Origin of the sequence: Pseudomonas sp. NFX15 (assembly GCF_049132105.1) — a bacterium.
Classification (GTDB): Bacteria; Pseudomonadota; Gammaproteobacteria; order Pseudomonadales; family Pseudomonadaceae; genus Aquipseudomonas.
Genome location: NZ_JAFMPV010000007.1, coordinates 203,854 through 219,826, shown reverse-complemented (window position 1 = coordinate 219,826; position 15,973 = coordinate 203,854). Strand labels below are relative to the sequence as shown.

Below are 15,973 nucleotides of genomic sequence, written 5' to 3'. Positions count from 1 at the left end.
CATTCAACAAGATTGTTGTTTTGACAGTCCGCCTTCGCTGGCAAGCCAGCTCCTACAGGGTGGTGGTCATTTCCATGGATGCTGGCCCAACACCCCCCGGCACCCTGTAAACTGCGCCTCTTTAGCCGACGCCCAGGGAGCTCAAATGTCCGGTTCGATCCTTTATATCCACGGTTTCAACAGCTCGCCGTTGTCGAAGAAGGCCTGCCAACTGGTCGCGGTGATGGAGCGCATGGGCCTGGGCGAACAATTGCGGGTTCCGGCGTTGCACCATCATCCGCGCCAGGCGATCGCGCAACTGGAGCAGGCGATTGCCGAACTGGGGCGGCCACTGCTGGTCGGCAGCTCACTCGGCGGCTACTATGCCACTCACCTGGCTGAACGCCAGGGCTTGAAAGCCCTGCTGATCAACCCGGCCGTCAGCCCGCACCGGATGTTCGACGGCTATCTGGGGACGCAGAAAAACCTGTATACCGATGAAGCCTGGGAATTGACCCACGACCACGTGGCGGCCCTGGCCGAACTGGAAGTGCCAGCGCCCCGGGATCCGCAGCGTTATCAGGTATGGTTGCAGACCGCTGACGAAACGCTGGACTATCGCCTCGCCCAGCAGTATTACCGGGCCTGTGCCTTGCGTATCCAGGCCGGAGGCGACCATGGTTTCCAGGGGTTTGCCGCACAATTGCCGGCCATGTTGAGTTTTGCCGGCATCGGCGCAGATTTGTATCAGGCAATTGATTTCACGTCTTTGTGATGCATTGCCTGCTTTTATAGCTTTCTCTTTTCACCCAATACTGACGACGAGAACCCATGGCCACTCCCAGCGCTAGCTCTTATAACGCAGACGCCATCGAAGTCCTCTCGGGCCTCGACCCGGTGCGCAAACGCCCCGGCATGTACACCGACACCAGTCGGCCGAACCACCTTGCCCAGGAAGTCATCGACAACAGCGTCGACGAAGCCTTGGCCGGGCATGCCAAGTCGGTGCAGGTGATCCTGCATGCCGACCATTCCCTGGAAGTCAGCGACGATGGCCGTGGCATGCCGGTGGACATTCACCCCGAAGAGGGCGTGTCGGGCGTCGAGCTGATCCTCACCAAGCTCCATGCGGGTGGCAAGTTTTCCAACAAGAACTACCAGTTCTCCGGCGGTTTGCACGGCGTGGGTATTTCCGTGGTCAACGCCTTGTCCAACGAAGTGCGCGTGCGGGTCAAGCGTGACGGCAACGAATACCAGATGACCTTCAAGGATGGCTACAAGGCCTCCGAGCTGGAAATCGTCGGCACTGTCGGCAAGCGCAACACCGGCACCAGCGTATTCTTCGCGCCGGATCCGAAATACTTCGATTCACCGAAATTCTCCATCAGCCGCCTCAAGCACGTGCTCAAGGCCAAGGCTGTGTTGTGCCCGGGGCTGCTGGTCAGCTTCGAAGACAAGGCCTCCGGCGAGAAAGTCGAATGGCATTACGAAGATGGCCTGCGTTCCTACCTGGTCGACGCGGTCAGTGAATTCGAACGCCTGCCGGACGAGCCGTTCTGCGGCAGCCTGGCCGGCAATAAAGAAGCGGTGGATTGGGCACTGCTGTGGCTGCCGGAAGGCGGCGACGCGGTGCAGGAAAGCTACGTCAACCTGATCCCGACCGCTCAGGGCGGCACCCACGTCAACGGTCTGCGTCAGGGCCTGCTGGACGCGATGCGCGAGTTCTGCGAATTCCGCAGCCTATTGCCGCGTGGCGTGAAGCTGGCGCCGGAAGACGTGTGGGAACGCATTGCCTTCGTCCTGTCGATGAAGATGCAGGAGCCACAATTCTCCGGCCAGACCAAGGAACGCCTGTCCTCCCGTGAAGCGGCGGCCTTCGTCTCCGGTGTGGTCAAGGATGCGTTCAGCCTGTGGCTCAACGCCAACCCGGAAACCGGCATGTTGCTGGCGGAACTGGCGATCAACAACGCCGGCCGCCGCCTCAAGGCCAGCAAGAAGGTCGAGCGCAAACGCATTACCCAGGGGCCGGCGCTGCCGGGCAAACTGGCCGACTGTGCCGGGCAGGACCCAATGCGTTCCGAGCTGTTCCTGGTCGAAGGTGATTCCGCCGGCGGCTCGGCCAAGCAGGCGCGAGACAAGGAATTCCAGGCGATCCTGCCGTTGCGCGGCAAGATCCTCAACACCTGGGAAGTTGACGGCAGCGAAGTACTGGCCAGCCAGGAAGTGCACAACATCGCCGTGGCCATCGGTGTCGATCCGGGCGCGGCGGACATGAGCCAGCTGCGCTACGGCAAGATCTGCATCCTCGCCGACGCCGACTCCGACGGCCTGCATATTGCCACTTTGCTGTGTGCGTTATTCGTCCAGCATTTCCGCCCGTTGGTGGATGCCGGTCACGTCTACGTGGCCATGCCGCCGCTGTACCGCATCGACCTGGGCAAGGAAATCTACTACGCCCTCGATGAAGCCGAGCGTGATGGCATCCTCGATCGCCTGGTGGCCGAGAAGAAGCGCGGCAAGCCGCAAGTCACACGATTCAAGGGCCTGGGTGAAATGAACCCGCCGCAACTGCGCGAGACGACCATGGACCCGAACACCCGGCGCCTGGTGCAATTGACCCTGGAAGATTTCGAGGCGACCTCGGAAATGATGGACATGCTGCTGGCGAAAAAACGCGCCGGCGACCGCAAGACCTGGCTCGAATCCAAGGGCAACCTGGCCGAGGTACTGGGCTGATGCGGCTGGGCTTTGCCCTGGCGTGTGGGTTGCTGCTGACATCGCTCACGGTGGTTGCCGAGCCGGTGCCAGAGCTGCGTTTGTTGTCCGAGCACCCTGTCGAGGGCATGCGCGGCGGCAACCTGTCCGGGCTGGCCAGGTGCGGCACCGAGCTGTGGACGGAGTCTGATCGCGACGATGACCAGATCTACCGCCTCGATACCAGCGAAACCGTCTGGCAGGCCGAAACCCTGCACATCGACGTGCCGACGGTGCCGGAAAGCGGATTGCCCTGGGGCCTGAAGTCGCGTGTCTGGGGCGCTTCGTTCGTACGCGGCGGGGATCTGGATTTTGAAGGCATCACTTGCGACGCCGCGGGCAATCGCTACCTGGTCAGCGAGGGTCATGCCGCCGTCTTGCAAGTGCCGCCCACGGGCCCGGCGACCTGGCTGAAAATCACCCCGATGCTGGTGCGTGAGGCGCGTGCCCGTGGTCTGCTTCAGCACTTCAACGCCATTTTCGAAGGGATTGCGGTCAATCCCGCCGGCGATCAGATCTGGCTCGCTGCCGAGCGTCAAGGTCGCGGGTTGCTGATGATCAAGCGCAAGCAGACCGTGTGGGATTGCGACGGAGCCTGCGTGTTGTTGAGCGAGGCCGGTCAGGAAATGCAGCCGCCAGACTTTCCGCACGCCAAGCTTGTTGCCCGGGATTTCTCCGACCTTTCTTTGTACAACGGCAAGTTGTTTACCCTGGAGCGTAACGCCTACCAGATCTGCCGCCGGGACCCGCAGACGGCTGAGGTCGAGCGCTGCTGGTCATACGCGACGGGGCTGTTGAAGGACAAAAATCGCCGTTATCCACAGAACTATGGGCTGGAAGAAGCACTGGTCATCGAAGACGACGGCGCCTTCATTGGCGTCGACAACAACTTTGGCCCGCGCAACGACGGTGAAGTCCGGCCGGTGGTCTGGCGTTTCGCTGCACCGGAAGGTGGCTGGAGCGCCAAACCGTGAAGCAACAAACGCCGGGCCAGCGCATCGGCCGGGTGTTCATGGTGCTGGCCTGGTGCGCGGCGCTGTTTCTGGCCACGCGGTTTTTCGGCCAGTGGGAAGCGCGCCAACAAAATCCGAATGGGGTGGTCAGTTCGCAGCAGGGCGAAGGATTTATTGAAGTGAAACTGGCCAGCAATGTGCAGGGGCATTTTGTCGCCAGCGGCCAGATCAACGGTCAGCCGGTGGACTTCATGCTCGACACCGGGGCGACCGATGTGTCGATCCCGCTGGAGCTGGCCCAGCGCCTGAAGCTCGAAGAAGGATTCGGCGTGACCCTGAGCACGGCCAATGGCCTGAGCCAGGGCTATCGCACCCGTATTGAACGCCTGCAACTGGGCGACATCGTGCTGCACGACGTGCGTGCATTGGTGGCGCCGGGGCTGCATGGCGACCAGGTGTTGCTCGGCATGAGCGCACTGAACAAACTTGAATTTACCCAGCGCGGTGGCACCATGCTGCTGCGCCAGACAACGAACCGATGAGGCCCGCATGAGCGACTCCCTTGATCTCAGCCTGGACGGTGTAGAGCGCCGGTCACTGGCTGACTTCACCGAAAATGCCTACCTCAACTACTCCATGTACGTGATCATGGACCGTGCCTTGCCGCATATCGGCGACGGTCTGAAACCGGTACAGCGGCGTATCATCTACGCCATGAGCGAGCTGGGGTTGGACGCCGATTCCAAGCACAAGAAGTCGGCGCGTACCGTCGGTGACGTGCTCGGTAAATTCCACCCCCACGGCGACTCGGCCTGCTACGAAGCCATGGTGCTGATGGCGCAGCCGTTCAGCTACCGCTACACGCTGGTCGACGGCCAGGGCAACTGGGGTGCGCCGGATGATCCCAAGTCCTTCGCCGCCATGCGTTACACCGAGGCGCGGCTGTCGCGTTATTCCGAAGTGCTGCTCAGCGAACTGGGCCAGGGCACCGCGGATTGGGGCCCGAACTTCGACGGCACCCTGGACGAACCGCTGGTGTTGCCGGCGCGCCTGCCGAACATCCTGCTCAACGGCACCACCGGTATCGCCGTGGGCATGGCCACTGACGTGCCGCCGCACAACCTGCGCGAAGTCGCCACCGCCTGTGTGCGCTTGCTCGACGAGCCGAAAGCCACGGTCGAACAGCTCTGTGAACACATCCAGGGCCCGGACTACCCGACCGAAGCGGAAATCATCACGCCGCGCGCCGACCTGCTGAAAATCTACGAAACCGGTCGTGGTTCGGTGCGCATGCGCGCCGTGTATCACATCGAGGACGGCGACATCATCGTCACCGCGCTGCCGCATCAGGTCTCCGGCGCCAAGGTGCTGGAGCAGATCGCCGCGATGATGCAGGCCAAGCCGTCCAAGGCACCGCAAATTGCCGACCTGCGCGACGAGTCCGACCACGAAAACCCGTGCCGGATCGTGATCATTCCGGGTGCGCGCAAGAACTTCGACCACGATGCGCTGATGCAGCACCTGTTCGCCAGCACTGAGCTGGAGTCGAGCTACCGGGTCAACATCAACATCATCGGCCTGGACGGCAAGCCGCAGCTGAAAAACCTGCGTGCATTGCTGGTCGAGTGGCTGGAATTCCGGGTGCAGACCGTGCGTCGTCGCTTGCAATTTCGCCTCGACAAGGTTGAGCGTCGCCTGCACCTGTTGGACGGTTTGCTGATTGCCTACCTCAACCTGGATGAAGTGATTCACATCATCCGCACCGAGGAGCATCCGAAGGCTGCGCTGATCGAGCGTTTTGCCCTGAGCGAAATCCAGGCCGACTACATCCTCGACACCCGCCTGCGTCAGTTGGCGCGCCTGGAAGAGATGAAGTTGCGGGCCGAGCAGGATGAATTGCTCAAGGAACAAGCCAAGCTGCAAGCCCTGTTGAGCAGCGAAACCAAACTGAAAAAACTGGTGCGCAGCGAACTGATCAAGGACGCCGAGACCTACGGTGATGACCGTCGCTCGCCAATCGTCGAGCGCGCCGAAGCCAAGGCCCTGACCGAACACGATCTGTTGCCGAACGAGAAGGTTACCGTCGTGCTGTCGGAAAAAGGCTGGATCCGCTCCGCCAAAGGCCACGAGATCGATGCCACCGGCCTTTCCTACAAGGCCGGGGACGGTTTCAAGGCGCTGGCCGCCGGACGCTCCAATCAGTTTGCCGTGTTTATCGACTCCACCGGCCGCAGTTATTCGGTGGCCGCTCACACCTTGCCGTCGGCCCGTGGCCAGGGCGAACCGCTGACCGGTCGCCTGACGCCGCCGCCAGGGGCGAGTTTCGAATGCGTGCTGATGCCCGAAGACGATGCGTTGTACGTGATCGCCTCCGACGCCGGCTACGGTTTCGTGGTCAAAGGTGAAGACCTGCAAGCCAAGAACAAGGCAGGCAAGGCGCTGTTGAGCCTGCCGAACAACGCCAAGGTCATGCTGCCGCGCCCGGTGGCCGACCGTGAGCAGAACTGGCTGGCGTCGGTGACCACCGAAGGTCGCCTGTTGATCTTCAAGATCAGCGACCTGCCACAATTAGGTAAGGGCAAAGGCAACAAGATCATCGGGATTCCCGGTGAGCGCGTGGCCAGTCGCGAAGAGTATGTGACGGACATCGCCGTGCTGCCGGACGGTGCAACCCTGGTGTTGCAGGCCGGCAAACGTACCTTGTCACTGAAAGCGGACGACCTCGAACACTACAAGGGCGAACGGGGACGTCGTGGTAACAAATTGCCACGTGGCTTCCAGCGGGTAGATGCGCTGCTCGTCGAAAACCTCAATTAGGCGACTTAGAGGCGCTGATCTACGATTTAACCCGCAGATCGGCGCTTTGGCGCTGGAGTCGGAACGCATATTCACGGATGATATGGCCTTTCAAGCGCCGGCATAGCCGCGCGTTCTTCATATTTATTGAGTATTTTCACTGTGATCAGCCCTTTTGCGATCACCTGGACGGGACGATGACTGCTCTGCGCCTTCCTTTTTTACTTATGCTCGCTGGCGTTCTTGGCCTGGCGGGTTGCAGCGTTCACCAGCCGGTGTCGCTGTATCAACTGGACGCTGGTAGTCCGGTTCAGCCTGCGCAAAGCACAGGCATGGCGGTTTTGTTGGGCCCGGTCACCGTGGCCGATTACCTGCAACGCGAAACCCTGTTGCAGCGTCAGCCGGACGGCAGCCTGCAAGCGGCGACGGACGGTCGTTGGGCGGGTAGCCTTTCGTCGGATATCGATCAATTGCTACTGCGTCAGGTTGCCGGTCATCTGGACAGCCAGCGGGTAGTGTTGGCTCCTGCGACCTTGGGTTTTAACCCGGACGTTCAGGTGTTGCTGACCATCACTCGACTGGATTCGGGTGAAAAACAACCGGCGATCCTCGACGCGCAATGGCGCCTGATCGACCGCCGAGGGCAAGTTCGTGACAACCGCATCATTCATTTGCAGGAACAGCATGCCGGCAACACGGCGGCGCAGGTCCAGGCGCAAGGCGTATTGCTGCAGCGCCTGGCCGAACAGCTGTCGGTAGCCCTCAAGCCGCTGGCCAACCAGCCGCCAATCGCCGAGGCCCCGCGCAAGCAGGCCGCCAAACCGGCCGCGCCGGTGGTCGAGCAGGATAAGCAGCCGAAGATCCCGATGGCTGCGCCGATTCGTACGGATATGGAAGTGTTCCGCTTCTAAGCCGGGATGGATTGCCAACAAAGCCCGCCTTGTGCGGGCTTTGTTGTTTCTGCAGCTGGGAGATCTTCAGGGCCTGTTCTGGCCTCTTCGCTGGCAAGCCAGCTCCTACAGGTTTTGCGTCGTCCACATAATCTGCGTACGACGCGGACACTGTGTGGCTTGCCAGCGAAGGCGTCCGGGCAGGCAACAAAAAAGCCCGCAGACAATTGCTCATCGGCGGGCTTCTTCACATCGGGGTCAAGGCTTACGCCCGACGCTCATGCATCCGCGCCAGTTGCCGCTCCAGCATCGAGGGATACGGTTCCATCAGCCGCTCCACGCAGCACGCACCTTCAGGGCTGGCAATCGGGCGGATCCGCGCACGCTGGCGGATCAACACGTCATCACTGATCTTGCGCTCCACCAGCAGCAGGTTGCGGCTGTGTTGCGACAGGGCCAGGGCGTCCTGTGCAGGGTCGGTCAGCAACAGGTCGATCTGGCTCAGGCCGAACAATTCGTCACCGATGGTCAAGCCCAACTGTAATTGCAGGGTGATGCCGCTGTCCGCGACTTCGATCTGCAACTGGTGGCCCAAGGCTCGCAGCAGCTCGCCACAGCAAATGGCGTTGGTCAGGTAGTCGTCGCCGCTGTCTTCAGTGTGGAATAGCATCAGCGTGCTGCCATCGTTCAGGGTTTCCACTTCGCCTTGATACAGCGAGGCGGCCTGGTCCAGGCAGTCACGATAGCGTTCGAGCAGCTCTTCCAGGCGCGCCCGCGGCAGGCGACGCAGTTGCTCCTGGGAACCCAGTTGCACCGCCAGCACCGCGCTGTGTTGTGGCACGCTCGGCGTGGCCTGGCGAATCGCCGGTTGCGGGTTGCTGGTCAGCGATTCGTCGCGCAGGTCGGCGAACGGGTCTTCGTCATCGTCGTCTTCGACGGTGCTGACGATCTGCCGTGGCGCGGGCTTGAGCGCTGCGACCGGGCGGCTCTCGTCGAAGCTCGGGTCGCGCAGGTTGCGGACTTCGAATTCTGGCTCGTCTTCGACATCGTCGAGTTCCGGCTCAGGCTCCGGCACGGGAGCAGGCTCCGGGGCGAAGTTGGCGTGCAGCTGGCGCGCCAGGTCGCCGATTTCGTCCTGGCGGTCGGTGCCCGGGGTGTACTCGTCGATGTTGCGCAGCCACACCCGCAATTGCAGCAGCGGCGTGGAGAGGTAGCGACCCATGCGCAGGCTCAGGGCCAGGGACAGGGCCAGCAAAATCGCACTCAGGATGCCCATGCTCTGCAGGCTGATGGTCATCGGCTGCTGGAACTGGTCCATGTCCAGGCTGATGCGCAACTGCCCGGCCGTCACGTCCTGGAAGGTAATCTTGCTTTGGTACATGCCCTCGGCTTCGCCCAGCAGCCCGTGTTTCGGGCGCTGGCCGGATTCGGCGAGGATGCGGTTGTCCGGGCTATAGATGGCGGCGTGGGCCACCAGCTTGTTCTTGGTCAGGTTGTTGAGCAGCACGTTGAGGCTGAGGATGTCGTTGGACACCAACAGCTCGGTGGCCGAGGTGGCCGTCTGCGTCGTCAGGCTTTCGCCCAGCGCATCCGCCTGCTCGTGCATGGCCTGCTTGAACTGCAAGCCCATCACACCGGCATAGATGACCAGGGCCAGGGCGACCAGGATCACGTTATGGCTGGCAATGCGCAATGCAATCGGTACACGGCGGTGGCGCAGTGCCCGGAAGATCAGCAGGAAGAAGTTATCGGTTTTTACTGGCGTGGGCCGGTTCACTTGCGCTCGGCTCTTTAGTCCGTGAAGTTGACGCGCAGTATAGCGACAGGCCCTAGACCGTCAAAGCGCTCACGGTGCCCGATGGTCACTGAAAGTGGGTAGAATGCGGTTTTTTTCCACCTGCGGGGGTGCGCCTTGCGCGAAATCGTCCTGATAAACATCACGGGAGTCGACCGTCCGGGTCTGACTGCGGCCATTACCGGCGTTCTGGCCCAGGGTGGTGTGAACATTCTCGACATCGGTCAGGCGGTGATCCACGACACCCTGTCGTTCGGCATCCTGGTTGAAATTCCCGACACCGAGCAAGGCAAGTCCGTGCTCAAGGACATCCTCTTCAAGGGTTACGAGCTCGATCAACAGGTGCGTTTCACGCCGGTGTCCGAGGAGGATTACCAGCAGTGGGTCGGGAATCAGGGCAAAAAACGCCACATCGTGACGTTGTTGACCCGCAAAGTGACCGCCGGGCAATTGCAGGCCGTGAGCTCGATTACCGCTAAATACGGTTTGAACATCGACCACATCGATCGCCTGTCCGGACGCATGCCGCTGGACACCCCGGCCGACAAGGGCAAGGGCTGCATCGAGTTCTCCGTGCGTGGCGAGGCGGCGGATCCGCAGGCGCTGCGGGCCGAATTCCTCAGCGTTGCCCAGGAATTGAACGTCGATATCGCCTTCCAGGAGGATTCACTGTTCCGTCGTAACCGTCGCCTGGCAGTGTTCGACATGGACTCGACGCTGATCGAGGCCGAAGTGATCGACGAATTGGCCAAGGCTGCTGGCGTGGGCGACAAGGTGTCGGAAATCACGGAGCGGGCGATGGCCGGTGAACTCGATTTCCGTGCCAGCTTCAAGGAGCGCCTGGCCTTGCTCAGAGGTCTGGACGTTGGGGTGCTGGACTCCATCGGCGCATCGCTGCGTTTGACCGAAGGCGCCGAAACCCTGTTCGCCGAGCTCAAGCGCCTGGGCTACAAGACCGCAATTTTGTCGGGCGGTTTTACCTACTTTGCCAAGCAATTGCAGGCGAAGCTGGGGATCGACTATGTGTTCGCCAATGAACTGGAAGTGGTCGACGGCAAGGTTACCGGCGTGGCGATCGAGCCGATTGTCGATGCGCAGCGCAAGGCTGATTTGCTGAAGGAGCTGGCACACAAGGAAGGCTTGCGCCTGGAGCAGACCATTGCGGTCGGCGACGGTGCCAATGATTTGCCGATGCTGGCGATTGCCGGGTTGGGCGTGGCATTTCGCGCTAAACCGCTGGTCAAGCAGTCGGCCAAGCAGGCGATTTCGACCCTGGGCCTGGACGGCGTGCTGTACCTGCTGGGCTTGCGCGATCGCGACGGCCAGTTGTAACACGTAAATCTACTGTAGGAGCCGGCTTGCTGGCGATAGCGTCCTCAAAGGCCCCATCGCCAGCAAGCCGGCTCCTACAGGTTTAGCGCAATGGGTTTATGCTTTTGGCGAGCCCATACCCTGGCCCATCTGCACGGCCACACCCGCGGTCATGTCTTCAGCCCACTTCACTTGATCCGGCCCGAACAGCACGACCGCGGTCGAACCCAGCTTGAAGCGACCCAGCTCCGCACCTTTTTCCAGGTGGATCGGTGCACGCGAAGCTTCGTCGTAGCGGAAAGTTTTCAGCTCGCGCTTGGGCGGTGTCACCAGACCGGCCCAGACGGTTTCAATCGAGGCAACGATCATCGCACCCACCAGCACCACGGCCATCGGCCCGCGCTCGGTGTCGAAAATGCACGCCACGCGCTCGTTGCGGGCGAACAGTTCCGGAACGTTTTCCGCGGTGGTCTGGTTGACCGAGAACAGGCGGCCGGGGATATAAACCATTTCGCGCAAGGTGCCGGCCAGCGGCATGTGCACGCGGTGGTAGTCCTTCGGCGACAGGTAGATGGTCGCGAAATCACCGCCCATGAACGGCGCAGCATTCGCCGCATCGCCGCCCAGCAGTTCCAGCACGCTGAAACTGTGGCCCTTGGCCTGGAACACACGACCGTGTTCGATCGGGCCGAGCTGGCTGATCGCGCCGTCGGCCGGGCTGAGGATCGCGCCCGGGGTTTCGTCCAGCGGGCGAGCACCGTCTTTCAAGGCGCGGGTGAAGAACGCATTGAAGTGCTCATAGGCGGTCAGGTCTTCGACCAGTGCCTGTGACATGTCCACTTGATAGCGCTTGGCGAACCATGCGGTGAAGGCATTCTTGAACCAGCGCACACGGCATTCGGCGATGCAGCCGGCCAGTCGTGAAAGAAAATGGTGGGGCAGCAGGTACTGGCTGAGGATAAACAGACGCTTGTTCATTAACTGTCCTTTAAAAACCTTAAATCTCTACGGGCGTGTCGGGGTGGTTGCCCCATTCGCCCCAGGAACCGGCGTAGCCCTTGACCCGCGGATAACCGAGGGACTTGGCCACCAGATAGGTGAAGCCAGACCGATGGTGTGTCTGGCAGTGGGTAATCACTTCTTTGTCTTTGCTGATCCCCAATTGTTCGAGAATCTGCAGCATGTCGGTGCGGATGCGCAGTTGGCGGGCCTGATCCATGCCCGCGGTCCATTCGAAATTGACCGCGCCAGGAATGTGCCCACCCTTGGCTGCCAACACTTTCTGGCCGGAATACTCCAGCGGCCCGCGCGCGTCCCAGATCGCCAGGTCAGCAGCGCCTAGGCGGCTTTGCAGGTATTCGCGGGTGGCCGTGGGTTCGTCATGCAGGGTCAGGTGAACCGGACCACCCACGGCTGGCGGGATCTGGATCGACATCGGCAAACCTTCGGCCAGCCAGGCCGGCAGGCCACCGTCGACGTAGTGGTACTTGTCGTGGCCGATGACATCCAGCAGCCAGATAAAACGCCCGGCCCAACCACCGCCTTCGTCGTCATACACCACGTAAACCGCCTCTGGGTTGTGGCCCAGCTCGCCAAACAGCGCTTCGAGCGCTGCCTGCGGGGGCATCAGCCCTGGCGCGGGTGCCTGGCCGAGCTGCGTGCGTTTCGGGTCGACAAAACGCGCACCCGGAAGGTGCCCTTCGGCGTAGCGGGCGGCACTGGTCAGGTCCACCAGAATCAGTTCGCGGGCGTCGAGGCGAGGGAGCAAGTCGCTCGGCTCGATCACCAGCGGCAAGCCAGAGAAGTCAGACATGTGAGGTCTCCAGAGCACAAAAGGGAGGATTGTAGCGCAGCGTCACTGGCCTCGGGTGCTAAAGCTGTGCAGCGCTTTCTCGATGCACTGCGCGGTTTTGCCGAAGGCTTGCACGGACGTTTCCGAAAAGGCTCCGCCGCCCTGATCGGCCACGACAATCATGATGACCCGACCATTGTTGACCAGTGAGCGCAGCAACAGATGTTCGCCGCTGAACTGCGAACGCAGGCTGTGGGGCAACAAGGCAGAAAACTGCGCATTGTTGGCCGGACTCAGGCGCACTTGCGCCTGTTGCGCGAGCAAACGTTGCAGCACGCTGCTCTGGCTCACGGCAAAATTCAGCCCGGCAGCTTCCTTTGCCAGTCCCGATGTCTGGTGCACCCGCAGGTTGGCATGGGTGCGGTCGGCCATCAGGATCATAACCCGACGCATACCGCAGGCCATCAGGGCATCCCGCGCTGCGATGGTCAGGGACATGGCATTGGAAAAACGGCTGGGCTCGTGAAGCAGTTCGGCGCATTGCTTGCGCCACTTCACCAGGTCGTCGGCGCTGGGCCCTGCGGCTGGCAGCAAACCGGCATGAATGCGGTTCGTGCCCCATGGCCAAAGCAGCGCTTCGGCCGGGTGCCAGAGGTCGGGCATGGCGTGTTGATGGGCGCTGTTGGCGGCTTGTTGGTGCAATTGCTGTTGCAACTCGTCCATCGGCATTTGCAGGTACAGGCCGGTCAAGTACTGCCAGCGCCGACTGTGCGGGCTGTCCCAGGCGTGTTGCGCCGACAGTGCCAGACCGTTGGCCAGCAATACCGTATTGGCCGGCTGATTGAGCCAGCGGCGCAGGGTCGGATCGTCATCCAGGCGGTTCTGCTGGCGCAACGGGTGCGCGTTGTCGCGGGCGATGCGCAGGACTTTCACCAGCTCGCGCTGCTCGGTGAGCAACAGTCGATAACCTTGCTGCACCCAGATCGGCAGGCGCCAGATTTCCACCAGCGCTTGGCCGATGTCGAGCAAGCGCACACCAAACAGTTGCTTTTCGACCTTGCGGGCCGACTCACCTTTATGGATGACCCGCAACTCCCAGTCTTCGAGCAACTTCGGGTGCGTCAGCGCCAATGGCCACAACGGCGACAGAAACAGCAGGCTGCCCCAATGGATGTCCTGCCACAGCCGCGCCAGGCGACTGGCAAAAAAACCGTTGGCCTGTTGCGTGGCGTGCTGGCTGATCATTTGTATCTGCCGCAAGGCTTTGGGAATCTCGGCCTGAGGCATCGCGGGCAATCGCGCCAGCAGTTCTTCGGTGCGTTTGAGTCCGAGGCGATTGATCGCGATCTCGAGGTTTTCCGCAGGCTCGGTCATGACACCATGGGTGTGCCGGTTGGCTTCGCGAATCACGCTCAAGGCCAGGGCCGGGCTGCCTTGCATGAGGTCGGCGATGTCGCGCAGCGAGCTGCGATTATCGCGGATGGCCTTGCAGACCCGGTCGTGGCTGGCTTGCGGGACGGGGAGGCGAACGCCATCGAGAAGCTTGACCCAGCCTTCGAGCGTGGTTGGTTTTGGCGTTGGAACGTTCGTTTCGTTAACCATGGTGGGAGGCGATCATCGTCAACAATACCTGTGCCCGTAGGGGGTCAAATTAGCTTTTCGCCTGAACTGGCTATAGTCTGGCGCAGTTTTGCCGATAAGTAGAAGAAGAGATTTTTTAACTTCCGAATATGACCTTGAACCCGACTCAGTAAGTGCTCTCCTAACCTATGGCTAAAATTATCGGCATCATCGTCGTATTCGCGAGCGTGCTCGGCGGATACGTGCTTTCCCACGGCAAGATTGCCGCCCTGATCCAGCCTTTCGAGGTGATGATTATCGGCGGTGCTGCCCTCGGTGCATTCTTGCAGGCCAACCCCGGCTATATGACGATGCACGTGCTCAAGAAATCCCTGGGCATGTTCAGTTCGCGTTTCAACCACGCCTTCTACCTGGAAGTGCTGGGCCTGATCTACGAGATCCTCAACAAGAGCCGCCGCGAAGGCATGATGGCCATTGAAGGCGACATCGAAGATGCCGCGGCGAGCCCGATCTTTGCCAAGTACCCGACGGTGCTCAAGGACGAGCGCATGACCGCGTTCATCTGCGATTACCTGCGCATCATGTCTTCCGGCAACATGGCGCCCCATGAGCTGGAAGGCCTGTTCGACATGGAACTGTTCAGCCTCAAGGAAGACCTGGAACACCCATCCCACGCGGTCAACGGCATTGCCGACGCCATGCCGGGTTTCGGTATCGTCGCGGCGGTACTGGGTATCGTGGTGACCATGGCTTCGCTGGGTGAAGGCGACCAGAAATCCATCGGCCTGCACGTCGGCGCGGCACTGGTAGGTACCTTCTTCGGTATTCTCGCTGCCTACGGCTTCTTCGGCCCGCTGGCGCATTCCCTGGCCCACGATGCCAAGGAAGAGCTGAACGTCTACGAAGCCATCAAGGCCTCGCTGGTGGCATCGGCTTCCGGCATGCCGCCATCGCTGGCCGTGGAGTTCGGGCGCAAGGTGCTGTACCCGGCGCACCGCCCAAGCTTCGCCGAGCTGGAACAAGCGGTTCGCGGTCGCTAAGCCATGGAAAACAATCAGCCGATAATCATCAAGCGCGTCAAGCGCTACGCCGGCGGGCACCACGGGGGCGCCTGGAAAATTGCCTTCGCGGACTTTGCCACGGCGATGATGGCGTTCTTCCTGGTGTTGTGGCTGCTGTCCACCGCCACGCCGGAGCAGAAGATCGCCATCGCCGGTTACTTCAAGGACCCGATCGGCTTCTCCGAAAGCGGTACGCCGTACATCATCGACCTGGGCGGCACGCCGACCCTGGCACCGGAAAACACCCTCAACCCCGAGGTTAAGTCTCAGCCGCAGCCGGACAAGGTCACGGTCGATACCGATCAGGTCGAAGGCATGGCCGAGCAGGTCGAGAAAGAGCGCCTCGAACTGTTGCTGCAAGAACTGCAAAACAAGGTTGAAGAAAACCCGCAACTGCAGAAGTTCAAGGATCAGATTTCGTTCGAGATCACCCCGGACGGCTTGCGCATCCAAATTATGGACGCGGAAAACCGACCGATGTTCGACTCGGGTTCGGCTCGCTTGAAGCCGTATTTCGAAGACATCCTGCTGGCCATGGCCGACACCATCAAGGCGGTGCCGAACAAGATCAGCATCAGCGGCCACACCGATGCCAAGCCGTACACCGGCACTGGGGACTTCGGTAACTGGGAGCTTTCGGCCAACCGTGCCAACGCCGCACGGCGTGCGCTGGTGGCGGGCAGCTATCCGGAGGCGCAGGTGGCGCGCGTGGTCGGTTATGCCTCGTCGGCGCTGTTCGACCACGAGCACCCGTTCAATCCGGTCAACCGTCGTATCGACATCGTCGTACTGACCAAAAAAGCCCAGCGGGCGATCGAAGGTTCGCAAGGCGCGGAGCCGGCGCCGGACGCACCGCAAGGTTCGACCGCTCCCAACACCGCACCGGCTGCGCCGGCAGATCCGAACGCGTTGCCGGCGGACAGGGAACCACTGCCGGCCCACGAGTTGCGCGAGCGCTTGAACCTGTTCGACGACCCGGCACCGAAACCGGGTGAGCCCGCCAAACCGCCTGAACCACCCAAGCAGTGACCCACAAAAAAGCCGACAGCGATGTCGGCTTT

General features: G+C 61.5%; 13 protein-coding genes. 9 read left to right on the top strand and 4 right to left on the bottom strand.

Going from position 1 to position 15,973, the window contains the following annotated elements:
• Nucleotides 1–145 precede the first annotated feature (145 nt).
• The 6 genes from J1D76_RS10685 (at nt 146) to J1D76_RS10660 (ending at nt 7,393) form a co-directional block, all read left to right on the top strand.
• Complete coding sequence (locus J1D76_RS10685; protein ID WP_421138291.1) at nt 146–754, top strand: YqiA/YcfP family alpha/beta fold hydrolase; 609 nt, start codon at nt 146–148, stop codon at nt 752–754.
• Between the two features lie 56 nt (nt 755–810).
• The gene (parE, locus tag J1D76_RS10680; RefSeq protein ID WP_421138290.1) at nt 811–2,715 is read left to right on the top strand and encodes a DNA topoisomerase IV subunit B; all 1,905 of its coding nucleotides are present in this window, start codon (nt 811–813) and stop codon (nt 2,713–2,715) included.
• Complete coding sequence (locus tag J1D76_RS10675; protein WP_421138289.1) at nt 2,715–3,707, top strand: esterase-like activity of phytase family protein; 993 nt, start codon at nt 2,715–2,717, stop codon at nt 3,705–3,707. The genes parE and J1D76_RS10675 overlap by 1 nt, the downstream gene beginning before the upstream one ends.
• Entirely contained in the window at nt 3,704–4,228 is a 525-nt protein-coding gene (locus tag J1D76_RS10670; protein WP_421138288.1) for a retropepsin-like aspartic protease family protein, read from the top strand. Before J1D76_RS10675 ends, J1D76_RS10670 begins: the two co-directional genes overlap by 4 nt.
• A 7-nt stretch (nt 4,229–4,235) precedes the next feature.
• Nucleotides 4,236–6,503 (top strand): DNA topoisomerase IV subunit A, encoded by a 2,268-nt coding sequence (parC, locus tag J1D76_RS10665; RefSeq protein ID WP_150727899.1) that lies wholly within the window; start codon nt 4,236–4,238, stop codon nt 6,501–6,503.
• A 176-nt stretch (nt 6,504–6,679) separates the two neighbouring features.
• Nucleotides 6,680–7,393: a PqiC family protein gene (locus J1D76_RS10660; protein ID WP_421138287.1), complete on the top strand. Its 714-nt coding sequence runs from the start codon at nt 6,680–6,682 to the stop codon at nt 7,391–7,393.
• Between the two features lie 244 nt (nt 7,394–7,637).
• Here the strand turns inward: J1D76_RS10660 and J1D76_RS10655 are convergent, their stop codons facing one another.
• The gene (locus J1D76_RS10655) at nt 7,638–9,149 is read right to left on the bottom strand and encodes an AhpA/YtjB family protein (RefSeq protein WP_421138286.1); all 1,512 of its coding nucleotides are present in this window, start codon (nt 9,147–9,149) and stop codon (nt 7,638–7,640) included.
• 135 nt (nt 9,150–9,284) lie between these two features.
• Here J1D76_RS10655 and serB point away from each other — a divergent pair, with 135 nt between their 5' ends.
• Complete coding sequence (serB, locus tag J1D76_RS10650; RefSeq protein WP_421138285.1) at nt 9,285–10,499, top strand: phosphoserine phosphatase SerB; 1,215 nt, start codon at nt 9,285–9,287, stop codon at nt 10,497–10,499.
• A gap of 96 nt (nt 10,500–10,595) precedes the next feature.
• Here serB and asd read toward each other — a convergent pair whose 3' ends face one another.
• Genes asd through J1D76_RS10635 form a run of 3 tightly spaced genes read right to left on the bottom strand, consistent with a single transcriptional unit; the run spans nt 10,596 to nt 13,872 of the window.
• Nucleotides 10,596–11,456 carry an archaetidylserine decarboxylase gene (asd, locus tag J1D76_RS10645; protein WP_421138284.1) on the bottom strand — a complete coding sequence of 287 codons (861 nt, stop codon included), beginning with the start codon at nt 11,454–11,456 and terminating at the stop codon, nt 10,596–10,598.
• Nucleotides 11,457–11,475: 19 nt separating this feature from the next.
• Nucleotides 11,476–12,291, bottom strand: a complete 816-nt coding sequence (gene rhdA, locus J1D76_RS10640; RefSeq protein WP_421138283.1) for a thiosulfate sulfurtransferase — start codon at nt 12,289–12,291, stop codon at nt 11,476–11,478.
• 42 nt (nt 12,292–12,333) lie between these two features.
• On the bottom strand, nt 12,334–13,872 hold the full coding sequence (locus J1D76_RS10635) for an HDOD domain-containing protein (protein ID WP_421138282.1): 1,539 nt from the start codon (nt 13,870–13,872) through the stop codon (nt 12,334–12,336).
• A 167-nt stretch (nt 13,873–14,039) separates the two neighbouring features.
• On the opposite strand from J1D76_RS10635, the gene motA reads away from it, so the two are divergent.
• Together motA and motB are read left to right on the top strand one after the other, a co-directional pair.
• On the top strand, nt 14,040–14,891 hold the full coding sequence (motA, locus tag J1D76_RS10630; protein WP_046039800.1) for a flagellar motor stator protein MotA: 852 nt from the start codon (nt 14,040–14,042) through the stop codon (nt 14,889–14,891).
• A gap of 3 nt (nt 14,892–14,894) precedes the next feature.
• On the top strand, nt 14,895–15,941 hold the full coding sequence (motB, locus tag J1D76_RS10625) for a flagellar motor protein MotB (protein WP_421138281.1): 1,047 nt from the start codon (nt 14,895–14,897) through the stop codon (nt 15,939–15,941).
• Nucleotides 15,942–15,973: the final 32 nt, after the last annotated feature.

What these genes read in the sequence shown, in the direction of transcription:
- J1D76_RS10685 (WP_421138291.1), top strand. Translation starts at nt 146, where the DNA reads ATGTCCGGTTCGATCCTTTATATCCACGGTTTCAACAGCTCGCCGTTG.
- J1D76_RS10635 (WP_421138282.1), bottom strand. Translation starts at nt 13,872, where the DNA reads ATGGTTAACGAAACGAACGTTCCAACGCCAAAACCAACCACGCTCGAA.
- asd (WP_421138284.1), bottom strand. Translation starts at nt 11,456, where the DNA reads ATGAACAAGCGTCTGTTTATCCTCAGCCAGTACCTGCTGCCCCACCAT.
- motA (WP_046039800.1), top strand. Translation starts at nt 14,040, where the DNA reads ATGGCTAAAATTATCGGCATCATCGTCGTATTCGCGAGCGTGCTCGGC.
- parC (WP_150727899.1), top strand. Translation starts at nt 4,236, where the DNA reads ATGAGCGACTCCCTTGATCTCAGCCTGGACGGTGTAGAGCGCCGGTCA.
- motB (WP_421138281.1), top strand. Translation starts at nt 14,895, where the DNA reads ATGGAAAACAATCAGCCGATAATCATCAAGCGCGTCAAGCGCTACGCC.
- parE (WP_421138290.1), top strand. Translation starts at nt 811, where the DNA reads ATGGCCACTCCCAGCGCTAGCTCTTATAACGCAGACGCCATCGAAGTC.
- J1D76_RS10660 (WP_421138287.1), top strand. Translation starts at nt 6,680, where the DNA reads ATGACTGCTCTGCGCCTTCCTTTTTTACTTATGCTCGCTGGCGTTCTT.
- rhdA (WP_421138283.1), bottom strand. Translation starts at nt 12,291, where the DNA reads ATGTCTGACTTCTCTGGCTTGCCGCTGGTGATCGAGCCGAGCGACTTG.
- J1D76_RS10675 (WP_421138289.1), top strand. Translation starts at nt 2,715, where the DNA reads ATGCGGCTGGGCTTTGCCCTGGCGTGTGGGTTGCTGCTGACATCGCTC.